This is a genomic window from Curtobacterium luteum (assembly GCF_014646995.1).
GTDB lineage: Bacteria > Actinomycetota > Actinomycetes > Actinomycetales > Microbacteriaceae > Curtobacterium > Curtobacterium luteum.
On sequence record NZ_BMOI01000007.1, the window covers coordinates 165,353 to 185,905 of the forward strand.

A 20,553-nucleotide genomic window follows, 5' to 3' on the forward strand; every position below is an offset into this window, starting at 1 on the left:
CTCCAGTCGTCGTCGTCGTCACCGTTGTGTCCGCGGTGCCGCCGGCCCGGAGCAGTCTCCTGCTGGGTCGTCGGCTGCCTGTCGCGGAGCCTTACAGACTATTCACAGTCGAACGGAGCGCGCAAGCGTTTTCCGACGGTTGCGGTTGTTCGACTCAGTGGAAGAAGTGCCGCTCGCCCGTGAGGTACATCGTGACGCCGGCTGCCGTCGCCGCGGCGATGACCTCGTCGTCGCGGACGCTGCCGCCCGGCTGCGCGACCGCGCGGACACCGGCGTCGAGCAGCACCTGCAGGCCGTCGGCGAACGGGAAGAACGCATCCGAGGCCGCGACCGACCCGGCGGCGCGGTCCCCGGCCCGGTCCACGGCGAGGTGGCACGAGTCGACCCGGTTGACCTGCCCCATGCCGACGCCGACGCTCGCGCCCGCGTTCGCCAGCAGGATCGCGTTCGACTTCACGGCGCGGCAGGCCTTCCAGGCGAACGCGAGGTCCGCCAGGGTCTGCTCGTCCGCGGGCTCGCCCGACACCAGGGTCCACGTCGACTGGTCGAACCCGTCGAAGCGGTCGGCGTCCTGCACGAGGAACCCGCCGGAGACCTGCTTGACCTCCTGCGGCGCCAGCGCGAAGTCCGCGGGCAGCTGCACCAGGCGGATGTTCTTCTTCCGCGAGAGCACCTCGAGCGCCTCGGGGTCGAAGGCCGGGGCCACGACGACCTCGGTGAAGATGTCCGCGACGGTCTCGGCCATCCCGAGCGTCACGGGACGGTTCGCGGCGATGACCCCACCGAAGGCCGACAGCGGGTCGCAGGCGTGCGCGGCGGCGTGGGCGGCGGCGATCGGGTCTGCTGCGTCAGCCGGTGCGGTGGAGATGCCGCACGGGTTCGCGTGCTTGATGACCGCGACCGCGGGCTCGGCGAAGTCGTAGGCGGCGCGGACGGCGGCGTCGGCGTCCACGTAGTTGTTGTACGACATCTCCTTGCCGTGCAGCTGCGTCGCCTGGGCGATGCCGGTGCCGTCCTCGGCGCGGTAGAGCGCGGCGCGCTGGTGTGCGTTCTCGCCGTAGCGGAGCGTGGTGGCCAGCCCCGCGTCGACCGAGAGGTGCTCCGGGAAGTCCGCACGGGCCTCCTGGCCGGCGCCGTCAGCCGCCGCGACCGTGCCGACCACGTCCGAGGCGAAGTAGGAGGCGACCGCGGTGTCGTACGCGGCGGTGTGGGCGAACGCCTGCGCCGCCAGACGCTTCCGGAGCTCGAGCGTCGTGCCGCCGGCGCGGACGGCCTCGACGACCTCGGCGTAGGAGGACGGCGAGACGACGATCGCGACGTTCGGGTGGTTCTTCGCCGACGCGCGGACCATCGCCGGGCCGCCGATGTCGACGTTCTCGACCACGGTCGCGGTGTCGGCACCGGACGCCACCGTCTCGACGAACGGGTACAGGTTCACGACGACGAGCTGGAAGGCCTCGATGCCGAGCTCGGCGAGCTGCTGCTCGTGCGACTCCAGGCGCAGGTCGGCGAGGAGCCCGGCGTGCACCGAGGGGTGCAGGGTCTTCACACGACCGTCGAGCGACTCCGGGAAGCCCGTCACGCTCGACACGTCGGTCACCGCGAAGCCCGCGTCACGGATCGTCTGCGCGGTGGACCCCGTCGACACGATCTCGACCCCGGCGTCGGCGAGCGCGCCGGCCAGCTCCAGCAGACCGGACTTGTCGGACACCGAGATCAGTGCGCGGCGCACGGGCACCACGTCACGGTCGCGGTACAGGCTGGGGTCGGCGGCGTGCACGCTCATGCGTTCGGGGAGCCCTTCAGGTCGGTCTTGCCGTTGGCGATGTCGAGGACGGTCTGGATCAGCAGGCGACGTTCGACCGGCTTGATGCGGTCGTGCAGCGTCGACTCGGAGTCGCCCGGCAGCACCGGGACACGCTCCTGCGCGAGGATCGGGCCCGAGTCGACGCCGTCGTCGACCGCGATGACGCTCGCGCCCGTCTCGGTGACGCCGGCGGCGAGGGCGTCGCGGACACCGTGGGCGCCGGGGAACTCGGGCAGGTACGCGGGGTGGGTGTTGATGATCGCCGGGGAGAACTCGGCGACGACGGCCGGCGGCAGCAGGCGCATGAGGCCCGACAGCACCAGGAGGTCCGGCGACCAGGGGCGGATCTGCTCGGCCAGGGCGGCGCCCCACTCGGCGCGGCTGGCGTAGCGGGAGTACGGAACGGTGAAGGTCGGGATCGAGAACTCCTCGCCCAGACCGAGCCCCTCGGCGTCACGGTCGGCCCCGATCGCGACGACGCGGGCGGGGTACTCGGCGTCCGTGGTCGCCTCGAGCAGCGCCCGCAGGTTCGACCCGGTACCGGAGATCAGGACGACCAGTTCGAGCACGGGGTCCAGCCTACCGGGGCGCTCGGGCGTGCTACTCCGCCGACTTGGGCCTGCGCCACCAGGGCAGCTCGTCCTCGGGGATCTGGTCGGTGTGGTCCCAGTTCGGTGCGGCGGCGGCGCGGTCACGCGAGGCGGGTCCGTCGTCCGCGTCGTGCTCGTCGTGGTCGTCAGGCTCGTCGTGTTCACCGGGCTCGTCGTGGTCGTCAGGCCGGTCGTGGTGGCCCGCGACGAACTCCTCCGTGCTCCAGGGGAACGCCGGCTGCGGTTCCGTTCCCGGCGCGGTGGGCAGCGGCGCCGAGGCCGGTCCCACGTCGTTGCCGGCGACCCGATCGCGCAGGGCTGCCGCACGGTCCCGGACCCCGCCGCGCACACCGTCGGCGGCGCCACGCAGGCGGTCGCGCACTGCGCTGAAGGCGGGGCGGCCGGCGTGGTCCGGGGCCTCGTGGTCGACGCGGTCGGCGGCGACGACGTCCGTCCGGGCCCACGCGGGGAGTTCGACGTCCGCGTCGGCGTCCCGGTGGACGTCCGGCCCGGCGTCAGCGTCCCGCTCCGGCCCCGAGGTGGCAGCGACCGGTCCGTCGTCGACCGAGGCCGTGCTCGACTCGGCGTCGGCGTCGGCGTCGGCCCCGCCGGCGGCCGGCGCGTGGTCGACGGGCTCGTGCACCTCCTCGACCACGAAGCGGTGGACCTCGGTCGTCCGACCCGCCCCGGCTCGGTCGAGCGCGGCGAGCAACGACCCCTCGGCGCCTGCCGCGGTGTCGTCGTCGTCCGTCTCGGTCCAGCGCTCCCGACGTTCCGGCAGCCGCACGAGGTCGCTGCCGACGGCGAGCGCGACGACCGCCGGCACGCCGACCTCGAGCGCGGCGAACGCACCGACGACGAGCGCGTGCGGCCCGACCTCCGCGAGCCGGCCGGGCCCGAACGAGCCGGACGAGATCCAGGCGACGAAGCCGGTGAGGACCCCCGCGACGAGGCCGGCCGCGACGCCGCCGAGTGCCCGGTGGAGCGCGGAGTCGGCGGTGCCGAGCGCCCGGACGAGCCGCGGCCGCAGGAGTCCGGCGACCGCGAACCCCGCGACGACCGGCACGAGGACCCAGACCAGTCCGAAGGTGTGACCGGACGCGGGCAGTGCGCCGAAGACCGGGAGCCCTGGGATCGGGCCGAGCGAGGTGCCGATCGGCGAGACGCTCGAGCCGGTGCCGATGGCGAACCCGGGCCCGACGAGCCACGAGGTCGCCCAGCCGACGAAGTCCGGCAGGAACGCCAGCTGTCCGACCGTCAGCGCGATGCCCCCGACGACACCGGCGTGCGACCGCTCGTACAGCGTGATGACCTCGGCGAACGAGCCGAACAGCAGGAACGCGACCACGACCCCGGCGACCGCGACGACGACGGCGGTCGCGGCCGTGCCGACCCGGAGTCCGAACGCCGCCACGGCACGCCAGACCGCGGGGATCCGCTGCACCAGGTCGATCGCCCGCTGCAAGACCGGGTCGGGCGGGAGCATCCGGCGCGCGCGGCACACCTCGGAGCCGACGAACGCCGGGATCCCGAACCAGAGTGCGGGGAACACGACGGCCTGCCAGACGCTCGGCTCCGTCGCGGTGGAGGTCGACGAGAGCGCCACGGCGAGGCTCAGCACGGCGACCACGGCGGTGCCGACGAGCACCCCGGTCGTCCGGTGCGCCGTCTCCGCGAAGCGCCGACCCGCACGGGCGCCGAGCCATGCCGTGACGAGGGCGAACCCGAGCGCCGCGAGCGTGACGTGGATCGGCGCCGATGCCCCGCTCACCCCGGACGACCGCGCGAGCGCCGAACCGAGCAGGAACGTCACGTCGACCCCGTGTCCGACGAGCCAGACGCTGCCGCTGGCCTTCCAGAACACGTCCCAGTCGACCTGCAGACCGTACTCGAAGCCCCACAACAGGGTCAGCGGCACGAGCGCGATCCCGACGCCCACGCCGACCGTCACGATCCCCTCGATCGCGGCGAGCACGGCGGTTCCCAGGCGGTTCATCCGGGCCAGGCTACGTGCTGCTCGGACGTCCTCGAGTGAGCCGCGCGGGGGCGTCGCCCGACCACACCCTTGCCGTGTTGGTATTTCGTATTCATAATGTTTGTATGCACACGATCTCGCTCGCAGCCGCGAAGGCCACCCGCATGACCGCCCTCCGACTGCGCAACGCGACCTCGGACGTGCCGGTGTGCGACACCGACGATGGCCCGGTCGTGAGCATGACGAGCTTCGGTGAGCGCATCACCTCCGCACACCTGGCCCTCGAGAGCATCGCGGCGGGCTCGTTCCGACCGAGCCGACTGGTCCTGTGGCTCGACGACCCGCGCGCGGTGCACGCGCTGACGCCGGGACTGCGCCGGCTGGTCCGTCGTGGGCTGGAGGTACGGCTGGCCGAGGACGACGGTCCGCACAAGAAGTACTACCCGTACGTCCAGTCGGAGCGCGTGCACCGGGTGCCACTCGTCACGGCGGACGACGACTGGCTCTTCCCGCGCCGCTGGCTCGAGACCCTCATGCGCGAGCACGCCGCCGACACCTCGACGAACACCTCGCACCGCGCCCGCGACATCGCGGTCGTCGGCGGAGCCGTCGCGCCCTACGCGGAATGGGGGCGGATCGGTGCACGCGGCTCCTCGCCGCGCAACCTGGCGACGGGCGGCTGGGGGCACGTCCTCACGCCGCGCATGCTCGAGGCGCTCCGGGACCGACACGAGGAGTTCCGCGCGGCGGCTCCGCGCGCGGACGACATCTGGCTGCACCGGGTCGCGGTGGAGTCGGGCACCGCGCCGAAGTCGGTCGGCCGCTACGACCACCGGCACATCCTGCACCTGCCGATCGGGTCCGGCCCGACGCTCGCCGAGACGAACGTCGATGCGGGCGGCAACGACCGCCAGGTCTCGGCCGCTTGGACCCCCGAGGTGCTCGCGCGGATCACCGGCGACACGCAGGAACCCGCGACGACCCTGGCGGCGACCGACCCGGCCTGACGGGCACGGGGCTCGGGGCTCGGGGCTCGGGAACCACCCGGACGACGGAAGGCACGGCGCGAACCCGCACCGTGCCTCCCGGCCGTCTGTCCGGACCCGTGGTCCGGCGGGGTCGCTACGCCGTCGCGGCGGCGACCACCTCGCGCAGCAGCGCCGCCGTCTCGGACGGCGTCTTGCCGACCTTGACGCCGGCGGCCTCGAGCGCCTGCTTCTTCGCCTCGGCCGTCCCCGCGGAGCCGGACACGATCGCGCCCGCGTGCCCCATGGTCTTGCCCTCGGGCGCGGTGAAGCCGGCGACGTACCCGACGACCGGCTTCGTGACGTGCGCCTTGATGTAGTCGGCGGCACGCTCCTCGGCGTCACCGCCGATCTCGCCGATCATGACGATGGCCGAGGTCTCGGGATCGGCCTCGAACGCGGCGAGCGCGTCGATGTGGGTGGTGCCGATGACCGGGTCGCCGCCGATGCCGATGGCGGTCGAGAAGCCGAGGTCGCGGAGCTCGTACATCATCTGGTAGGTCAGGGTGCCGGACTTCGAGACGAGTCCGATCGGCCCCTTGCCGGTGATCGTCGCCGGGGTGATCCCGACGAGCGACTCGCCCGGGGTGATGATGCCGGGGCAGTTCGGGCCGATGATCCGGGTCTTCCCGCCGAGCGCCTTGGCGTGTGCCCAGAACTCCGCGGAGTCCTGCACCGGGATGCCCTCGGTGATGACGACGACGAGCGGGACCTCGGCGTCGATGGCCTCCATCACGGCGTCCTTCGCGAACGCCGGCGGCACGAAGACGATGGAGACGTCGGCACCGGTGGTGTCGACGGCTTCGCGCACCGAGCCGAAGACGGGCAGCTCGACGTCGCCGTGGGTGACGGTGGTGCCGGCCTTGCGGGCGTTGACGCCACCGACCACCTGCGTGCCGGCCTTGAGCATCAGTGCGGTGTGCTTCGTGCCCTCACCGCCCGTGATGCCCTGGACGATGACCTTGGAGTCCTTGTTGAGGAAGATCGACATTGTTCTGCAGGCTCCTTACGCCGCGGCCGCGGCGAGCTCGGCGGCCTTCTCGGCCGCATCGTCCATGGTCGCGGCGACGGTGACGAGCGGGTGCGCCGCCTCCGCCAGGATCCGACGACCCTCGTCCACGTTGTTGCCGTCGAGGCGCACGACGAGCGGCTTGGTGGCCGAGTCGCCGAGGATGCCGAGCGCGGCGACGATGCCGTTCGCGACGGCGTCGCACGCGGTGATGCCGCCGAAGACGTTCACGAAGACGCTCTTGACCTGCTCGTCGCCGAGGATGACGTCGAGGCCGTTGGCCATGACCTCGGCCGAGGCGCCACCGCCGATGTCGAGGAAGTTCGCGGGCTTCACGCCGCCGTGGCGCTCACCGGCGTACGCGACGACGTCGAGCGTCGACATGACGAGCCCGGCGCCGTTGCCGATGACGCCGACCTCGCCGTCGAGCTTCACGTAGTTGAGGCCGTGCTGCTTCGCCTTGGCCTCGAGCGGGTCCTCGCTGGCGGTGTCCTCGAGCTCCTTGTGCTGCTCGTGGCGGAAGTCGGCGTTCTCGTCGAGCGAGACCTTGCCGTCGAGCGCGAGGATCTGACCGTCACCCGTCCGGACGAGCGGGTTGACCTCGACCAGGGTGGCGTCCTCGCCGGCGAAGACGTCGTAGAGCTTCACGAAGACGTCCGCGACCTGCTCCTGGAGCTCGGAGGGGAAGTTCGCCTGTCGCGCGATCTCCAGCGCGGCTTCCGTGTTGATGCCGGTCAGCGGGTTCACCTCGACGCGGGCGAGGGCCTCGGGCTTCTCGACGGCGAGCTGCTCGATCTCCATGCCGCCCTCGACGCTGACGAGCGACAGGTAGGAGCGGTTGGCACGGTCGAGCAGGACGGAGAAGTAGAACTCCTCGGCGATGTCCGCACCCTGGGCGATCATCACGCGCTGCACGGTGTGGCCCTTGATGTCGAGGCCGAGGATCGCCTGCGCGTGCTCGTAGGCCTCGTCCGGGGTCTTCGCGACCTTCACGCCGCCGGCCTTGCCGCGACCGCCGACCTTCACCTGCGCCTTGACGACGACCACGCCGCCGATCTTCTCGGCCGCTGCCTTCGCCTCCTCGGGGGTGTCGGCGATGATGCCCTGCAGCACAGGGACGCCGTAGGACTCGAAGAGGTCCCTGGCCTGGTACTCGAAAAGATCCACGCTGTTCTTCTTCCCGCACGTTCCGTGCGATCGGCATCGGTTACCCGGTCGCCACACTCCACATCGAGGGTCGCTCGATGTCGAGACAACGGCCGCGGGTCAGCCTAGCGCCGGCAGGTGGACGCGCGGTGCGCGCGATCGGCCGGGAGGCACGGATCGCCTCCGTCGTGCGACATCCGGAGCGCGCACTGCCCCACGGGCCCCCAGGAAGGGTCCGGCACGGTGGTCGCGATGGACACTGCACTCCGAGACCGCGCCGCCGACGTCTTCGGCTGGGACCTCCGAGACGCCCAGGCGACGGTGATCGACGCCGTGCTGCGCGGCCGCGACGCCCTCGCGCTGATGCCGACCGGCTCGGGCAAGTCCGCGATCTACCAGGTCGCGGGCCTCGCGCTCGACGGACTCGTCGTCGTGGTGTCCCCGCTCGTGTCGCTGCAGGAGGACCAGGTCGTCGGGCTCGAGCGCCACCCGGACGCCCCTCGTGCCGTCGCCGTGAACGCCACGAAGCGGGCCTCGGACGTCGAGGACTCGTGGGACGCGATCGCCGCCGGGGACGTCCGCTACGTGTTCCTCGCGCCCGAGCAGCTCGCGAAGGACGAGGTGGTCGAGCGGCTGTCCGAGGTCGGCGTCTCCTTGGTCACCGTCGACGAAGCACACTGCGTGTCCTCGTGGGGGCACGACTTCCGACCCGCCTACCTCGCACTCGGCGAGGCCGTGGAGCGCCTCGGACGCCCGCCGGTCCTCGCCCTGACGGCGACCGGATCGGCTCCGGTGCGCGAGGACATCACGGCGCGGCTCGGCATGCGGGACCCGCTCGTGCTCGCCGCGGGCTTCGACCGCCCCGGCATCCGCATCGAGGTCGAGCGGTACGCCGACGCCGCGGAGAAGCGCGACGCCGTGGTCGAGCAGGCCGCGGCCGCGTCGGGCACCGGCATCGTCTACGTCGCCACCCGACGGGAGACCGACGAGTACGCCGACGCCCTCCGTGCCCGCGGCAAGGACGCCCGGCCCTACCACGCGGGGATGCGGGTGCGCGACCGTGACGCCGTCCTGCACGCCTTCCACGACGGCGAGCTCGACGTGGTGGTGGCGACGAGCGCGTTCGGCATGGGGATCGACAAGCCCGACGTCCGGTTCGTCCTGCACGCCGACGTCGCGGAGTCCGTCGACGCCCACTACCAGGAGATCGGCCGTGCCGGGCGCGACGGCCAGCCGGCGACCGCGACCCTGCACTACCGCGCCGAGGACCTCGGGCTCCGGCGCTTCTTCGCGTCCGGGAGCCCGAAGCCGGCGTCCCTCCGGGCACTCTTCGACGCCGTGCCCGCCTCGGGGTCGATCCCGCGCTCGGCCCTCGCGGACGCCTCGGGACTCTCCGCGCGCACGGCCGGCCGCGCCGCGAACGCCCTCGTCGAGGCGGGGGTGCTCGACGACGGGCCGGACGGCCTCGCACGCACTGACGGCGGCCCGACCAGCGCGGAGGCAGCGGCGAAGGCCGCCTCGGCACGTGCCGACCAGCGCGAGGAGGTCGAGCAGTCGCGCATCGCGATGATGCGCCGGTTCGCGGAGACGCTCGGGTGCCGCCGGCAGTTCCTGCTCGGCTACTTCGGCGACGAGCTCGCGGAGCCGTGCGGCAACTGCGACACCTGCACGTCCGGCTCCGCACACGAGGACGCCGCCCACGGCGCGGACGGGGCGCACGACGACGCCTGGCCCCCGGAGTCGATCGTCGAGCACCCGGAGTGGGGCCGCGGCACCGTCATGAGCACCGAGGACGACCGGGTGACGGTCTTCTTCGACTCGGCGGGGTACCGCACGCTCGCGCTCGCCGACGTCGAGGGACGGCACCTGCTCGAACGCGTCTGAGGCCGACCGGGAGGACGGGCACCCGGCGAGGGAAGGCGCGGTCGCTCGACCACCCGTCGGCGACCGCGCTCCACTCCCCCGAGCACCGGTGAGCATGCACGCACGTCGTGTCGCGGAGGTGACCACACGGTGAACGCGACCCGAACCCGGTCCGCTGGGCGCACCTCCCGGCCGACCGGTGCGCGCACCGGACAGCCGTCCCCCGGGCTGTGCGGCGCCTCCGACCGTCCCTCGCGTACGCAGGAGGACCACGACGAGAGGAACACCCACATGAGCAGCGACGTCAACCAGGCCGCGCAGGAGCGCCTCGGCGGCATCATCCAGGACCGCGCGTTCGACCGGTTCGGCGAGGTCTGGGCCGAGGACGTGGTCGACCACGACCCGGCCCCCGGCCAGGCGCCCGGTCTCGCCGGAATCGTCGACTTCTGGAAGGACTTCACGTCGGCGTTCCCGGACCTCGAGCTGACCCCGGACCCGCTGGTCGTCACCGACGACTTCGTGACCGCGGTGTTCACGATCCGCGGCACCCACACGGGACCGTTCCAGGGGCACGAGCCGACCGGGAAGTCCTTCGAGGTGCGCGGCATCCAGGTGGCGAAGTTCCGCGACGGCAAGATCGTCGAGCGGTGGGGCGCGACCGACGAGCAGGGCCTCGCGCAGCAGCTCGGCCTCGACGACGCGTCGGACGCGGGCGACGGCCACGGCGACGTCCGTTTCGTGTCCGCGTAGTCGTCCACTTCGTGTGCGCCGAGGCGCGGCGCGTAGACAGGACACCCACGAACGAGAGGAACCCCATGAGCGACCCGGGCACCACCCCGAACGACGGCCCCGACACGGACGGCTTCCGCGACGCCGACGTGGACACCGAGCACGCGGGCCCCTACGAGGTCGACGACCGCGAGGAAGCACTCGAGACCGTGACGAACGACGCGGTCGGCGGTGAGACCGTCGAACCCCAGCCCGGCGACGGCACGGCGTCCGGCCCGACCGGCGGCGCGGAGCGCGAGGAGGCCCCGGACCTCTGGGAGCACGACGGCGACGAGGACCACCCCGACCTCGGGAACGACCTCGGCACCAAGCCGCTCTGAAGTCCGCGCTGACTACCATCGGAGCGTGATCCACCGACTCCAGCAGCGCCTGCGCCGGCACCCCGGCGCGGCGCGGCTGGTGTCGGTCGCCGGTCTCCTGCTCATCGCCGCAGCCGCGACGACCGGCGTCCGCTCCGGCGTCACGGCGTGCGGACCCCAGACCGCGGGGCCGACCTGCACGGTCGGGAACCTCGGTTGGCTCGCCCTCCTCGTCGTCGGCGTCCTGGCCGCGGTCGTCGCCGGCTCGGGCGTCCTGTGGCCGCTGCCCGCCATCTGGACCGTGGCGGCCCTGCTCTCGGCGGCGCGCGGCGACGTCGGCAGCACGACGTTCGTCGTCGTCGCGGTCGTCCTCGGCGCCGTCGCGCTCGGCACGGCGATCTGGATCGACGTCGCACCACACGCACGCCGACGCCGGGCCCGACGTGACGAGTGAGGGGTCGATCGGCGCCGACCGGACGGGAGGCGCCGCGCACGACCCGAACCGTGCCTCCCGGTCGTCCCCCGGTCGCGACCGAGCGCTCCGCCGCCTGCTCGCGGACAGCACGCCGGTCGCCGCCGGCGGCCGGGCCATCTTGCTGCAGATCGCGGACCCGGTGGTCGCGGCGGGCGTCCGTCGGCACTCGGACTTCGCCAGCCGACCGCAGCAGCGGCTCGCCCACACCCTGACGTTCGTCTTCGCGGTGATCTCGGGCACGCCGTCGGACGCGGCCACCGCGGCCGCCTTCGTGGACCGCGCGCACGTGCCCGTCGAGGGCGCGGACGACGTCGACCGGCAGCTCTGGGTCGCCGCGACCCTCTTCGACTCGGCGCGGCAGGCGCACGCGGCGTTCGGTTCGGCGGTGTTCGCCGCGCGGGACGAGGAGGTCCTGCAGGCCTACGCGCCGATCGGGACCGCGCTCCGGGTGCCGCCGTCGCGCTGGCCGGGGTCGGTGGCCGCGTTCGACCGGTACCGGGACGAGGCGCTCGACCGGCTGACCGTCACCGACGACGCCCGCGGTGTCGTGCGGGACCTGCTGCACCCACGGTTCGCGCCGTGGTGGGTGCGGGCGGCGATGCCGCTCGTGCGGATCGTGACCGTCGGCATGCTGCCGGATCGGCTGCGAGCCGAGTACGGCTTCCCGTGGGGGCCACGGGAGCGTCGGCGGTACGAGCGGACCGTGCGGGTGCTCCGTGTCGTCCGTGGGCTGGTGCCCGGGTGGCTCCTCCGTCTGCCGGGGCCGGTGCTGGTGCGGGCGATGCGGCGGGCGGCGGCAGGACGTCCGAACGAGTACTTGTCGGGCTGACAATTACCGTGGTACGGTCGGTCCATGGCAGTCGAACTCAGCACCTGGGACGCCCAGGGCACACCGACGACACCGACGTTCTCCACCATGCGGTTCCCCGCGGGTGAAGCCCACGTCAAGGTCGTGGACGACGCCGACGCGGGGGCGACCACCGAGATCGCGACCCTGCGCGGCACCAGCGGCGACGACATCCTCGTGCTCGGCATGTGGGCGGACGCCGTCCGGCAGCGCGGCGCGCGGTCGGTCGCGCTCGTCCCGTACCTCCCCGGCGCGCGGCAGGACCGCGGCCTCCCGTTCGGCGCGAAGGTCTACGCGGACGTCCTCAACGGCTTCCGCATCGACCAGGTGATCGCGTTCGACCCGCACTCGCCGGTCATCGTCGGCCTGGTCGAGCGCCTCACCGTGGTGCCGAGCGAGCAGGTCGTGCACGACGCCGTCCTCGCCGGGTCCGACTACAGCGGCATCATCGCGCCGGACAAGGGCGCCGTCGCCCGGGCATCGCTGGTCGCCGAGACCGCCGGGCTCCCCCTGTTCCGCGCCGAGAAGCACCGCAACCCCGACTCCGGGAAGCTCGACGGGTTCTCCTGCGAGCCGCTCCCGGACACCGGCCGCCTGCTCGTCGTCGACGACATCTGCGACGGCGGCGGCACGTTCACGGGTCTGGCCGGATCGACCGGCCTGCCGAAGGAACGGCTCGGCCTCTGGGTCTCGCACGGGGTCTTCTCCGGCCGCGCCCCGCTGCTCGCCGACCACTTCGGCGAGATCGTCACCACCGACTCGTACCCGGCCCAGAACGACGTGCCGGGCCTGCGTACCGTCCCGCTCAGCCCGTACCTCACGAAGGAGATCCGATGACCACCACCACGACGGGCATCGAGCCCCGCATCACCACCGCGAGCCCGATCGCGCCGCTCCTCGCCGTCGACGGCTACAAGCACTCGCACCGGCAGGTCTACCCGGCCGGCACGACCCGGATCCTCATCAACTGGACGAACCGGTCGAACAGCCACATGCCGGAGTCGACGCACGCCGTGGTGTTCGGTCTGCAGGCGTTCATCCAGCGCCACCTCGTCGAGGCCTGGGCACCGTTCTTCGCCGCCGACGAGGACGAGGTCGCCGACCTGTTCGAGCAGGCACTCCAGGGCTACTTCGGCCCGAACCACATCGGGACCGACCACGTCCGAGCGCTGCACCGGCTCGGGTACCTGCCGCTCGACGTCAAGGCCCTGCCCGAGGGCACCCTCGCCCCGATCGGCGTCGCGACCCTGACCATCGAGAACACGATCGACGAGTTCTTCTGGCTGCCGAACTACATCGAGACCGCCCTGTCGGCGTCGATCTGGCACCCGTCGACCGTCGCGACCAAGGCGCTCGCGTACCGCGACCTCATGGAGGACTGGGCCGACCGCACCGGCGCCGACCCCGCGAGCATCGACTTCGCCGCGCACGACTTCTCGTTCCGGGGGCAGTCGAGCATCGAGTCCGCGGCCGCCGCGGGTGCCGGACACCTGCTCTCGTTCCTCGGGACCGACTCGATGCCCTCGCTCGACTTCATCGACCGCTACTACCCCGGCGACAACGGCTGGGTCGGGGCGAGCGTCCCCGCGACCGAGCACAGCGTCATGTGCGTCCGCGGCGCCGACGGCGAGCTCGAGACCTTCGAGCAGATCCTCGACGTCTACCCGACCGGCATCGTCTCGGCGGTCAGCGACGGGTTCGACCTCTTCAAGGTCGTCACGGAGACGCTCCCGCAGCTCAAGGACCGCATCACCGCCCGGGACGGCAAGCTCGTGATCCGTCCCGACTCGGGCGACCCGGTCGACATCGTCACCGGCACCGTGCACGGCGTCCCGGAGGACGAGCTCTTCCGCGACGGTCGGAGCCACGAGGAGAAGGGCGTCGTCGAACTCCTCGACGAGCTGTTCGGCCACACCGTGAACGCGAAGGGCTACAAGGTCCTCGACCAGCACATCGGCGTGATCTACGGCGACAGCATCACGCTCGACCGTGCCCGACGGATCTACGAGCGCCTCGCCGCCAAGGGCTACGCGAGCGACAACATCGTGCTCGGCATCGGCTCCTACACGTACCAGTACATGACCCGCGACAACCTCGGCAGCGCCGTGAAGGCGACCTGGGCCCTCGTCGACGGCGAGCCGGTCGACATCCAGAAGGACCCGAAGACCGGCAGCGGCAAGAAGAGCGCGAAGGGACGGATCGCCCTGCACCGTGACGCGAGCGGCGAGATCCGGCAGACCGACCAGGCGAGCCCGGATGACGAGGCGAGCAGCCTCCTCCAGACCGTGTGGGTCGACGGTCGGTTCACGGTCCTGCAGTCCTTCGCGGACGTCCGGGCCACGCTCCGCGAGGAGCGCGCAGCCCGCGCGGCCCGTCGGGCCTCGGCATGACCGAGGCCCCCGCGGCGACCCGCGACCAGCCGCTCATCGCGATCGACGTCGTCCCGGTGTCGTTCACGACGGCGGACGGTCTGCGGGTCGCCACCGCGCGGCGGGCGTACGCCCCCTTCGCCGGCCGGGAGGCACTGCCCGGCGTGCTCCTGGGCGCTGCGGAACGCCTCGTCGACGGCGCCCGGCGCGCGCTGCGGACCAAGACCGGGATCGAGGCGGCTGCGGTCCGGCACCTCGCGCAGGTCGGCGCGTTCGACGGTCCCTCGCGCGACCCGCGCGACGCGGCCATCAGCATCGCGTTCCTCGCCGTCGTGGCGCCGGGGGTGGACGCGCCGTCTGCGGTGTGGAACCCGGTCGGCGGGGCCGAGCCGGGCCTCCCGTTCGACCACGACACGATCGTCCGGACGGCCGTCGACCAGTTGCGCACCCGGCTGTGGCGCGACGTCGCCCTGACCCGCGCGCTGCTCGGCGAGGTCTTCGCGACCTCCGCCGCAGCGCACCTGCACACGGCTCTGCACGGCACTGCGCCCGACGCCGGGAACCTCAACCGCGCGCTCCGGACGAACCCCGCGCTCGTGCGGACCGACGCCGCTCCGACGTCGACGGGACGGGGCGGGCGTCCCCCGGCGACCTGGACGTGGGTGGACTGAGCGGGGTTGGCTGGACGCATGTCCGCTTCGCTGTCCGGTGACGACTCCCTCGAGCTCCCGGAGTTCGACACGCCACCCGCCTCCCCGCTCGACCTCGCCCGCGCCTGGCTCGCCGACGCCGAGGACCGCGAGGTGTCCGAGCCGCTCTCGATGACCCTCGCCACCGCCGACGCCGAGGGCCGGGTGTCCGCGCGCACCGTCGACGTGAAGCGCATCGAGGACGACGGCCTCGTGTTCGGGTCCTCGACGCTCAGCCCGAAGGGCCGACAACTGGCCGCGAACCCGCACGCAGCCCTCCAGGTCTACTGGCGCGAGACCATGCAGCAGCTCCGGTTCGAAGGGCGTGCCGTGCAGCTGTCCGACGCCGAGTCCGACGCGCTCTTCGCCGACCGGTCGCCGAAGTCACGGGCAGCGACGGCCATCGCGGACCAGTCCGACGTCCTCGAACCCCGGACGCTGCAGGACCTCATCGACGACGCGAACACCCTGCTGGCGGACACCGACGACGACGTGCCCCGGCCCGTCGGGTGGGTGGCGTGGCGGTTGGAGCCGGACGTGGTGGAGTTCTGGCACGGCAGCCGCGACCGGATGCACCGGCGGTTGCAGTACGTGCGGACGCCCGACGGGTGGGACGCGGCGCGGCTGCAGCCGTAGCGGGCGGTGGTCGGCGCGTCTGCCGTGCCCGCCGCCGCGGCGGCCGCCGCCGCGGCGCGAGCCATCCCCGTGGGGTCGCACAACCAAAGACGCGGCGCACCGCGGAATCACGTGGTGCGCTCCGCCTTTGGTTGTGCGCTGACCGACCGCGCCAGGCGCGCTGGGCGCGTCTTCGCGCGGCGCGGCGCAGCGGCGCGCGGCGCGCCGGGCGCGGCGCGCGCAGGCGCGCCGGGCGCGGCGGCGCGCCGGGCGCGGCGCGCGCAGGCGCGCCGGGCGCGGCGGCGCGCGGCGCGGCGCGCGCAGGCGCGCGGCGCGCGGCGCGCGGCGCGCGCAGGCGCGCGGCGCGCGGCGCGCGGCGCTAGAGCTTCTCGATCGGGGCGATCTTGATGAGCAGCTTCTTGCGCCCGGCCGAGTCGAACGCGATCTCCGCGATGCGCTTGGCCCCCTGGCCGGTCACCGCGGATACGGTCCCCTCGCCGAAGTCGACGTGCTTGATGCGGTCGCCGGCCACCAGCTCGAGGTCACCGTTGTCGCGGACCTGCCCGGACACCCGGTTCGCCCACTCGGTCTTCGGGCGGGTCTTCGCCGCCGCCGCTGCACGATCGTACGAGCCCCCGCCCCAGCCTCCGCCGCCGCGGTAGCCACCGCCCGAGCCGCCCGCGCCGCCGGCACCGCCGATGCCACCGCGTCGGGCGTTCAGGGCGCGCGGCTCGGTGCCACCGCGGCTGTTCGCCATGCCGGGCGACTGCTTCCACTCGATGAGGCCCTCGGGGACCTCCTGCAGGAAGCGGGACGGCATCGCCACGTTGACGTCGCCGAACTGCGCCCGGGTCATCGCGAGGGAGAGGAACAGGGACTTCTTCGCACGCGTGATGCCCACGTAGAACAGTCGGCGTTCCTCGGCTGGCCCACCGGGCTCGTTCGCGGACATCCGGTGCGGGAGCAGGTCTTCTTCGACACCGGTCAGGAACACCGCGTCGTACTCGAGGCCCTTCGCGGTGTGCAGCGTCATGAGCGACACCGTGCCCGACGAGTCGTCGAGCTCGTCCGCCGCGGCGACGAGCGAGACCTCGGTGAGGAAGTCGGAGAGGGTGCCGTCCGGGTTGTTCTTCTGGAACTCCCGCGTGACCGCCACGAGCTCGTCGATGTTGTCCGCGCGGGCGGCGTCCTGCGCGTCCGGCGACTTCCGGAGGTTCTCGAGCAAGCCCGAGCCGTCGAGCAACTGCGTCAGCGTGTCCACCACCGGCTGGTCCTGCGCCTTGGCGGAGACCTCGTCGAGGAGCGCCGCGAACGACGTGATCGCCGTGCGGACCTTCGGGCCGAAGCCGAGCTCGTCCGCGTGGCGCAGGGCGTCGCGCATGGTCGTCTCGTGCTCGTCCGCGTACCGCTGCAGGGTCGTCTCGGTGACAGCACCGATGCCGCGCTTCGGGACGTTGAGGATGCGGCGGAGGGCCATCGGGTCCGCGGGGTTGGCGATCGTGATCAGGTACGCCATCGCGTCCTTGATCTCGGCACGCTCGTAGAACTTCGTGCCGCCGAGCACCCGGTACGGGATCGCCGCGCGGATGAAGATCTCCTCCAGCGCACGGGTCTGCGAGTTCGTCCGGTAGAACACCGCCATGTCGCGGTAGGCCGTGCCGCCCTCGTGCAGCCGCTGGACCTCGTCCGCGACGAATTGTGCCTCGTCGTGCCCGGTGTACCCGGTGAAGCCGACGATCTTGTCACCGGCGCCGACGTCGGTGAACAGGTTCTTCGCCTGCCGGTCGAAGTTGTTCGCGATCACCGCGTTCGCGGCGTCGAGGATGTTCTGCGTCGAGCGGTAGTTCTGCTCGAGCAGGATGACCTTCGAGTTCGGGAAGTCGCGCTCGAACTCGACGATGTTGCGGATGTCGGCGCCGCGGAAGGCGTAGATCGACTGGTCCGAGTCACCGACGACGGTCAGTGACGCGGGGGCGATCGACCCGTCGCGCTCCCGCATCCGCTCGACGTGCTGACCGGCGTCCTCGAGCGCGTCGACCCGCTCGACCGGCACCGGACGAGTGAGCTCGCGGATCAGGGCGTACTGGGCGTGGTTGGTGTCCTGGTACTCGTCGACGAGGATGAACCGGAAGCGCCGCTGGTACAGCGCCGCGACGTCCGGGAACGCCCGGAACAGGAACACGGTCTGGCCGATGAGGTCGTCGAAGTCGAACGCGTTCGCGCGGCGGAGCTCGTCGGTGTAGCGGCGGAAGACCTGGGCGAACATGACCTCCTGCGGATCGTTCGCGTTGATGTTCCGGACGTAGGTGTCGACGTCCTGCAGCTCGTTCTTGAGCTTCGAGATCTTCGACGCGGCCGCACCGACGGTGAGCCCGAGCTGGTCCGCCTCGTACTCCTTGATGATCCGCTTGAGGAGCGCGCGCGAGTCGGCAGAGTCGTAGATCGTGAACGACTGCGAGAAGCCGAAGCGCTCCGCCTCGCGCCGGAGGATCCGCACGCACGCCGAGTGGAACGTCGAGATCCACATGCCCTCGGCCTCGTTGCCGACGAGGGCCCGGACGCGCTCGCGCATCTCGGCGGCGGCCTTGTTCGTGAACGTGATCGCGAGGATCTGCGACGGCCAGGCCTCACGGTTGGCGAGCAGCAGCGCGATCCGGCGGGTGAGCACGCTCGTCTTCCCGGAGCCGGCGCCCGCGACGATCAGCAGGGACTCGCCGCGGTACTCGACGGCTTCCTTCTGCTGGGGGTTCAGACCCGCGGTGAACGGGTCCTCGTGGGCAGCGGCCCCGGCACCCCGCTCGGGCGCCGAGTCGAATGGGTCCAGCACGATCGTCATGTCCGGGACAGTCTAGGCGGAGCCCCCGACAGCCGAACGGGCGCGGACCGCGAGGTCCGTGTGGTCCGCGAACACGCCGTCGACCCCGGTGCGCATGACGGACGTGAACCACCGCTCCCACTCACCGAACCCGGCGACGTCCCCGCCGCGCCGGAGCGGCCCGGGCAGGAAGCGGTTCTCGGGTCGCAGCGTCCACGTGTACACGGCGAGCCCGGCGAGGTGCGCGCGGTCCACGACGGCGCTCCGCACCGGTCCGGGATCGTCCACGGCACGGCTGTCGGTCCCCGCCATCAGGGTCTTCAGGTCGACGCTGATCCCGTCGAACTCGTCGGCCAGGCGCGCGAGCGCCTCGTCCGACCGCTCGGACGCGTACGTGGGAGCCAGCGACCCGTGGGACGCGACCTCGTCGGCGGCGCTGCCCCGGGCCTCCTGGAGGTACACGAGCCGACCGCCCGTCCGACGCGAGCGGAGGTCGCGGAGCACGCCCTTCTCGAAGCTCTCGACCGTGAGCCGCGGGTCGCCGCGCCAGCCGGCCGCGCCGAGCACGTCGTCGAACAGCGCGTCCATCGGGAAGCCCTCCTGACGGAAGGACGTGGCGTGCTTGACCTCGGCGACGAGCCCGACCGGGCGCGGGGCGTCGTCGAGGATCGCGAGGAGGTCCTCCAGCCGGAGGATCGAGTCCTCGCCGTCGTGCGCCGCCGACGCGGGCCGCAGACCGGGGAGGCGCTCGCGTGTCCGCAGCGTCTGCAGCTCGGCCCACGTGAAGTCCTCGGTGAACCAACCCGTCAGGGTCTGCCCGTCCACGGTCTTCGTGGTCCGACGATCGGCGAACTCCGGGTGGTCGGCGATGTCCGTGGTGCCCGAGATCTCGTTCTCGTGCCGGAGCACTAGCACACCGTCGCGCGTCGGCACGAGGTCGGGTTCGATGGCGTCGCAGCCCATCTCGATCGCGAGCTCGTAGGCGCTCCGCGAGTGCTCGGGACGGTGTCCGGACGCGCCACGGTGGGCGATGACGAGGGTCATGCGTGCACGGTACCGGCCTGGAGGCGCGGCTCACCTCCGCCTTCCAGCACAGTTCACACAGGCGCTCAGCCCCGGCACGGCGAACTCCGAGCCGGCGGTGCGACGATCGCCGCAGGCGACCACGGGACAGCCGTTCCGCTCGCCGCGAATCCCCAGCCTTCCGGGCCACCTGGTCCGTAGGCTGAGAGGACTCGAACATTCAGGAGAGGACACCATGGCCTTCAAGCCCGGTTTCGACCAGTCCCCCGCCTTCAACGACGCGGGCCGGAACGCCTGGGGCGCGGGCGCCGGACAGCAGCAGGCTGGCTGGGGACAGACGCCGCAGCAGGGCATGACGCCCGAGCAGCTGCAGTACATGTACGACCGTCCGTCGGCCTCCACCGTCGACACCGACCGCATGTCCTACGAGGACACCATCGTCAAGACGCTCCTCGCGTTCGGCGTGCTCGTCGTCGGCGCGGTGGCCGGGTGGAACCTCCCTGCTGGCGTCTGGATCGTCGCGGCGCTCGTCGGCTTCGTCCTCGCGATGGTGAACACCTTCAAGAAGAAGCCCTCGCCGGCTCTCGTGCTCGCGTACGCCGGTGTCGAAGGCGTGTTCGTCGGTGGCATCTCGAGCGCCTACCAGACCGCGTTCGGGGGCATCGTCCCGCAGGCTGTGTTCGGCACGCTGGGCGTGTTCGCGATCACTCTGCTGCTCTTCCGATCGGGCAAGGTCCGGGCGACCCCGAAGGCCACGCGCTTCTTCCTGATCGCGATGGTCGGCTACCTCGTGTTCCAGCTCGTGAACCTCGTGCTGATGTGGACCGGCGTGACGCAGGGCTCGTTCGGTCTGATGAGCCAGCCGAGCTTCCTGTTCGGCATCCCCTGGGGTGTGATCATCGGGATCCTGGTGGTCGTCATGGCGGCGTACTCGCTGGTCCTCGACTTCGACCAGATCAAGACCGGCGTTGAGCGCGGCGCTCCTCGCATCTACGCGTGGACGGCTGCGTTCGGCCTCGTGGTCACGATCGTGTGGCTGTACCTCGAGATCCTGCGCATCCTCGCCATCATCGCGAGCAGCTCGCGCAACTAGCAGGCAGCACGACCCGTACGACCAAGAGGGCCCCGGCGAACACGCCGGGGCCCTTCGCCGTGTCCGGCCCGCCGTCGTGCCCGGCCCGCCGTCGTGTCCGGGCCCGCCGCGCCGGCTCATCCAC

The 20,553-nt window shown here is 72.3% G+C and carries 18 protein-coding genes; 11 read left to right on the forward strand and 7 right to left on the reverse strand.

Annotated features, from left to right (window positions below; translation table 11 throughout):
* Nucleotides 1-154: 154 nt before the first annotated feature.
* From purH to IEY20_RS09875, 3 genes are read right to left on the reverse strand one after another with little or no spacing between them, the layout of a single operon-like run.
* Nucleotides 155-1,786 carry a bifunctional phosphoribosylaminoimidazolecarboxamide formyltransferase/IMP cyclohydrolase gene (purH, locus tag IEY20_RS09865; protein WP_175327604.1) on the reverse strand — a complete coding sequence of 544 codons (1,632 nt, stop codon included), beginning with the start codon at nt 1,784-1,786 and terminating at the stop codon, nt 155-157.
* Complete coding sequence (purN, locus tag IEY20_RS09870; protein WP_022903163.1) at nt 1,783-2,376, reverse strand: phosphoribosylglycinamide formyltransferase; 594 nt, start codon at nt 2,374-2,376, stop codon at nt 1,783-1,785. Before purN ends, purH begins: the two co-directional genes overlap by 4 nt.
* A gap of 31 nt (nt 2,377-2,407) precedes the next feature.
* Nucleotides 2,408-4,393, reverse strand: a complete 1,986-nt coding sequence (locus IEY20_RS09875; protein WP_188889103.1) for a cell division protein PerM — start codon at nt 4,391-4,393, stop codon at nt 2,408-2,410.
* 104 nt (nt 4,394-4,497) lie between these two features.
* On the opposite strand from IEY20_RS09875, the gene IEY20_RS09880 reads away from it, so the two are divergent.
* A complete protein-coding gene (locus tag IEY20_RS09880) occupies nt 4,498-5,379 on the forward strand; it encodes a hypothetical protein (RefSeq protein WP_022903161.1) in 882 nt (293 codons plus the stop codon).
* A 115-nt stretch (nt 5,380-5,494) separates the two neighbouring features.
* Here the strand turns inward: IEY20_RS09880 and sucD are convergent, their stop codons facing one another.
* Together sucD and sucC are read right to left on the reverse strand one after the other, a co-directional pair.
* On the reverse strand, nt 5,495-6,388 hold the full coding sequence (gene sucD, locus IEY20_RS09885) for a succinate--CoA ligase subunit alpha (RefSeq protein WP_175327602.1): 894 nt from the start codon (nt 6,386-6,388) through the stop codon (nt 5,495-5,497).
* 15 nt (nt 6,389-6,403) lie between these two features.
* Nucleotides 6,404-7,573 (reverse strand): ADP-forming succinate--CoA ligase subunit beta, encoded by a 1,170-nt coding sequence (sucC, locus tag IEY20_RS09890; protein ID WP_022903159.1) that lies wholly within the window; start codon nt 7,571-7,573, stop codon nt 6,404-6,406.
* A 231-nt stretch (nt 7,574-7,804) separates the two neighbouring features.
* On the opposite strand from sucC, the gene IEY20_RS09895 reads away from it, so the two are divergent.
* The 9 genes from IEY20_RS09895 (at nt 7,805) to IEY20_RS09935 (ending at nt 15,519) form a co-directional block, all read left to right on the forward strand.
* The gene (locus IEY20_RS09895) at nt 7,805-9,436 is read left to right on the forward strand and encodes a RecQ family ATP-dependent DNA helicase (protein ID WP_175327601.1); all 1,632 of its coding nucleotides are present in this window, start codon (nt 7,805-7,807) and stop codon (nt 9,434-9,436) included.
* 270 nt (nt 9,437-9,706) lie between these two features.
* The gene (locus IEY20_RS09900) at nt 9,707-10,165 is read left to right on the forward strand and encodes an ester cyclase (RefSeq protein WP_175327600.1); all 459 of its coding nucleotides are present in this window, start codon (nt 9,707-9,709) and stop codon (nt 10,163-10,165) included.
* A gap of 65 nt (nt 10,166-10,230) precedes the next feature.
* On the forward strand, nt 10,231-10,524 hold the full coding sequence (locus tag IEY20_RS09905) for a hypothetical protein (protein WP_175327599.1): 294 nt from the start codon (nt 10,231-10,233) through the stop codon (nt 10,522-10,524).
* Nucleotides 10,525-10,549: 25 nt separating this feature from the next.
* Entirely contained in the window at nt 10,550-10,957 is a 408-nt protein-coding gene (locus tag IEY20_RS09910; protein ID WP_175327598.1) for a hypothetical protein, read from the forward strand.
* Complete coding sequence (locus IEY20_RS09915; protein WP_175327597.1) at nt 10,947-11,807, forward strand: oxygenase MpaB family protein; 861 nt, start codon at nt 10,947-10,949, stop codon at nt 11,805-11,807. The genes IEY20_RS09910 and IEY20_RS09915 overlap by 11 nt, the downstream gene beginning before the upstream one ends.
* Nucleotides 11,808-11,831: 24 nt before the next feature.
* On the forward strand, nt 11,832-12,662 hold the full coding sequence (locus IEY20_RS09920; RefSeq protein WP_175327596.1) for a phosphoribosyltransferase family protein: 831 nt from the start codon (nt 11,832-11,834) through the stop codon (nt 12,660-12,662).
* Nucleotides 12,659-14,215, forward strand: coding sequence for a nicotinate phosphoribosyltransferase (locus IEY20_RS09925; protein ID WP_175327595.1), 1,557 nt, complete (start codon nt 12,659-12,661; stop codon nt 14,213-14,215). Before IEY20_RS09920 ends, IEY20_RS09925 begins: the two co-directional genes overlap by 4 nt.
* On the forward strand, nt 14,212-14,865 hold the full coding sequence (locus IEY20_RS09930) for an NUDIX hydrolase (protein ID WP_175327594.1): 654 nt from the start codon (nt 14,212-14,214) through the stop codon (nt 14,863-14,865). Before IEY20_RS09925 ends, IEY20_RS09930 begins: the two co-directional genes overlap by 4 nt.
* 18 nt (nt 14,866-14,883) lie before the next feature.
* The gene (locus tag IEY20_RS09935) at nt 14,884-15,519 is read left to right on the forward strand and encodes a pyridoxal 5'-phosphate synthase (protein WP_175327593.1); all 636 of its coding nucleotides are present in this window, start codon (nt 14,884-14,886) and stop codon (nt 15,517-15,519) included.
* 358 nt (nt 15,520-15,877) lie between these two features.
* Here the strand turns inward: IEY20_RS09935 and IEY20_RS09940 are convergent, their stop codons facing one another.
* Both IEY20_RS09940 and IEY20_RS09945 read right to left on the reverse strand, forming a co-directional pair.
* Nucleotides 15,878-18,334: an ATP-dependent helicase gene (locus IEY20_RS09940; RefSeq protein ID WP_175328251.1), complete on the reverse strand. Its 2,457-nt coding sequence runs from the start codon at nt 18,332-18,334 to the stop codon at nt 15,878-15,880.
* A 12-nt stretch (nt 18,335-18,346) separates the two neighbouring features.
* A complete protein-coding gene (locus IEY20_RS09945) occupies nt 18,347-19,357 on the reverse strand; it encodes a glycerophosphodiester phosphodiesterase family protein (protein ID WP_175328252.1) in 1,011 nt (336 codons plus the stop codon).
* Nucleotides 19,358-19,571: 214 nt separating this feature from the next.
* Between IEY20_RS09945 and IEY20_RS09950 the strand changes: the two genes are divergently transcribed.
* Nucleotides 19,572-20,429, forward strand: a complete 858-nt coding sequence (locus tag IEY20_RS09950) for a Bax inhibitor-1/YccA family protein (protein ID WP_022904863.1) — start codon at nt 19,572-19,574, stop codon at nt 20,427-20,429.
* Nucleotides 20,430-20,553: the final 124 nt, after the last annotated feature.

Excerpts from the sequence above, each read along its gene's own strand:
- purH (WP_175327604.1), bottom strand. The coding sequence starts at position 1,786 with ATGAGCGTGCACGCCGCCGACCCCAGCCTGTACCGCGACCGTGACGTG.
- IEY20_RS09875 (WP_188889103.1), bottom strand. The coding sequence starts at position 4,393 with ATGAACCGCCTGGGAACCGCCGTGCTCGCCGCGATCGAGGGGATCGTG.
- IEY20_RS09880 (WP_022903161.1), top strand. The coding sequence starts at position 4,498 with ATGCACACGATCTCGCTCGCAGCCGCGAAGGCCACCCGCATGACCGCC.
- sucD (WP_175327602.1), bottom strand. The coding sequence starts at position 6,388 with ATGTCGATCTTCCTCAACAAGGACTCCAAGGTCATCGTCCAGGGCATC.
- IEY20_RS09895 (WP_175327601.1), top strand. The coding sequence starts at position 7,805 with ATGGACACTGCACTCCGAGACCGCGCCGCCGACGTCTTCGGCTGGGAC.
- IEY20_RS09900 (WP_175327600.1), top strand. The coding sequence starts at position 9,707 with ATGAGCAGCGACGTCAACCAGGCCGCGCAGGAGCGCCTCGGCGGCATC.
- IEY20_RS09905 (WP_175327599.1), top strand. The coding sequence starts at position 10,231 with ATGAGCGACCCGGGCACCACCCCGAACGACGGCCCCGACACGGACGGC.
- IEY20_RS09920 (WP_175327596.1), top strand. The coding sequence starts at position 11,832 with ATGGCAGTCGAACTCAGCACCTGGGACGCCCAGGGCACACCGACGACA.
- IEY20_RS09925 (WP_175327595.1), top strand. The coding sequence starts at position 12,659 with ATGACCACCACCACGACGGGCATCGAGCCCCGCATCACCACCGCGAGC.
- IEY20_RS09930 (WP_175327594.1), top strand. The coding sequence starts at position 14,212 with ATGACCGAGGCCCCCGCGGCGACCCGCGACCAGCCGCTCATCGCGATC.
- IEY20_RS09935 (WP_175327593.1), top strand. The coding sequence starts at position 14,884 with ATGTCCGCTTCGCTGTCCGGTGACGACTCCCTCGAGCTCCCGGAGTTC.
- IEY20_RS09940 (WP_175328251.1), bottom strand. The coding sequence starts at position 18,334 with ATGACGATCGTGCTGGACCCATTCGACTCGGCGCCCGAGCGGGGTGCC.
- IEY20_RS09945 (WP_175328252.1), bottom strand. The coding sequence starts at position 19,357 with ATGACCCTCGTCATCGCCCACCGTGGCGCGTCCGGACACCGTCCCGAG.
- IEY20_RS09950 (WP_022904863.1), top strand. The coding sequence starts at position 19,572 with ATGGCCTTCAAGCCCGGTTTCGACCAGTCCCCCGCCTTCAACGACGCG.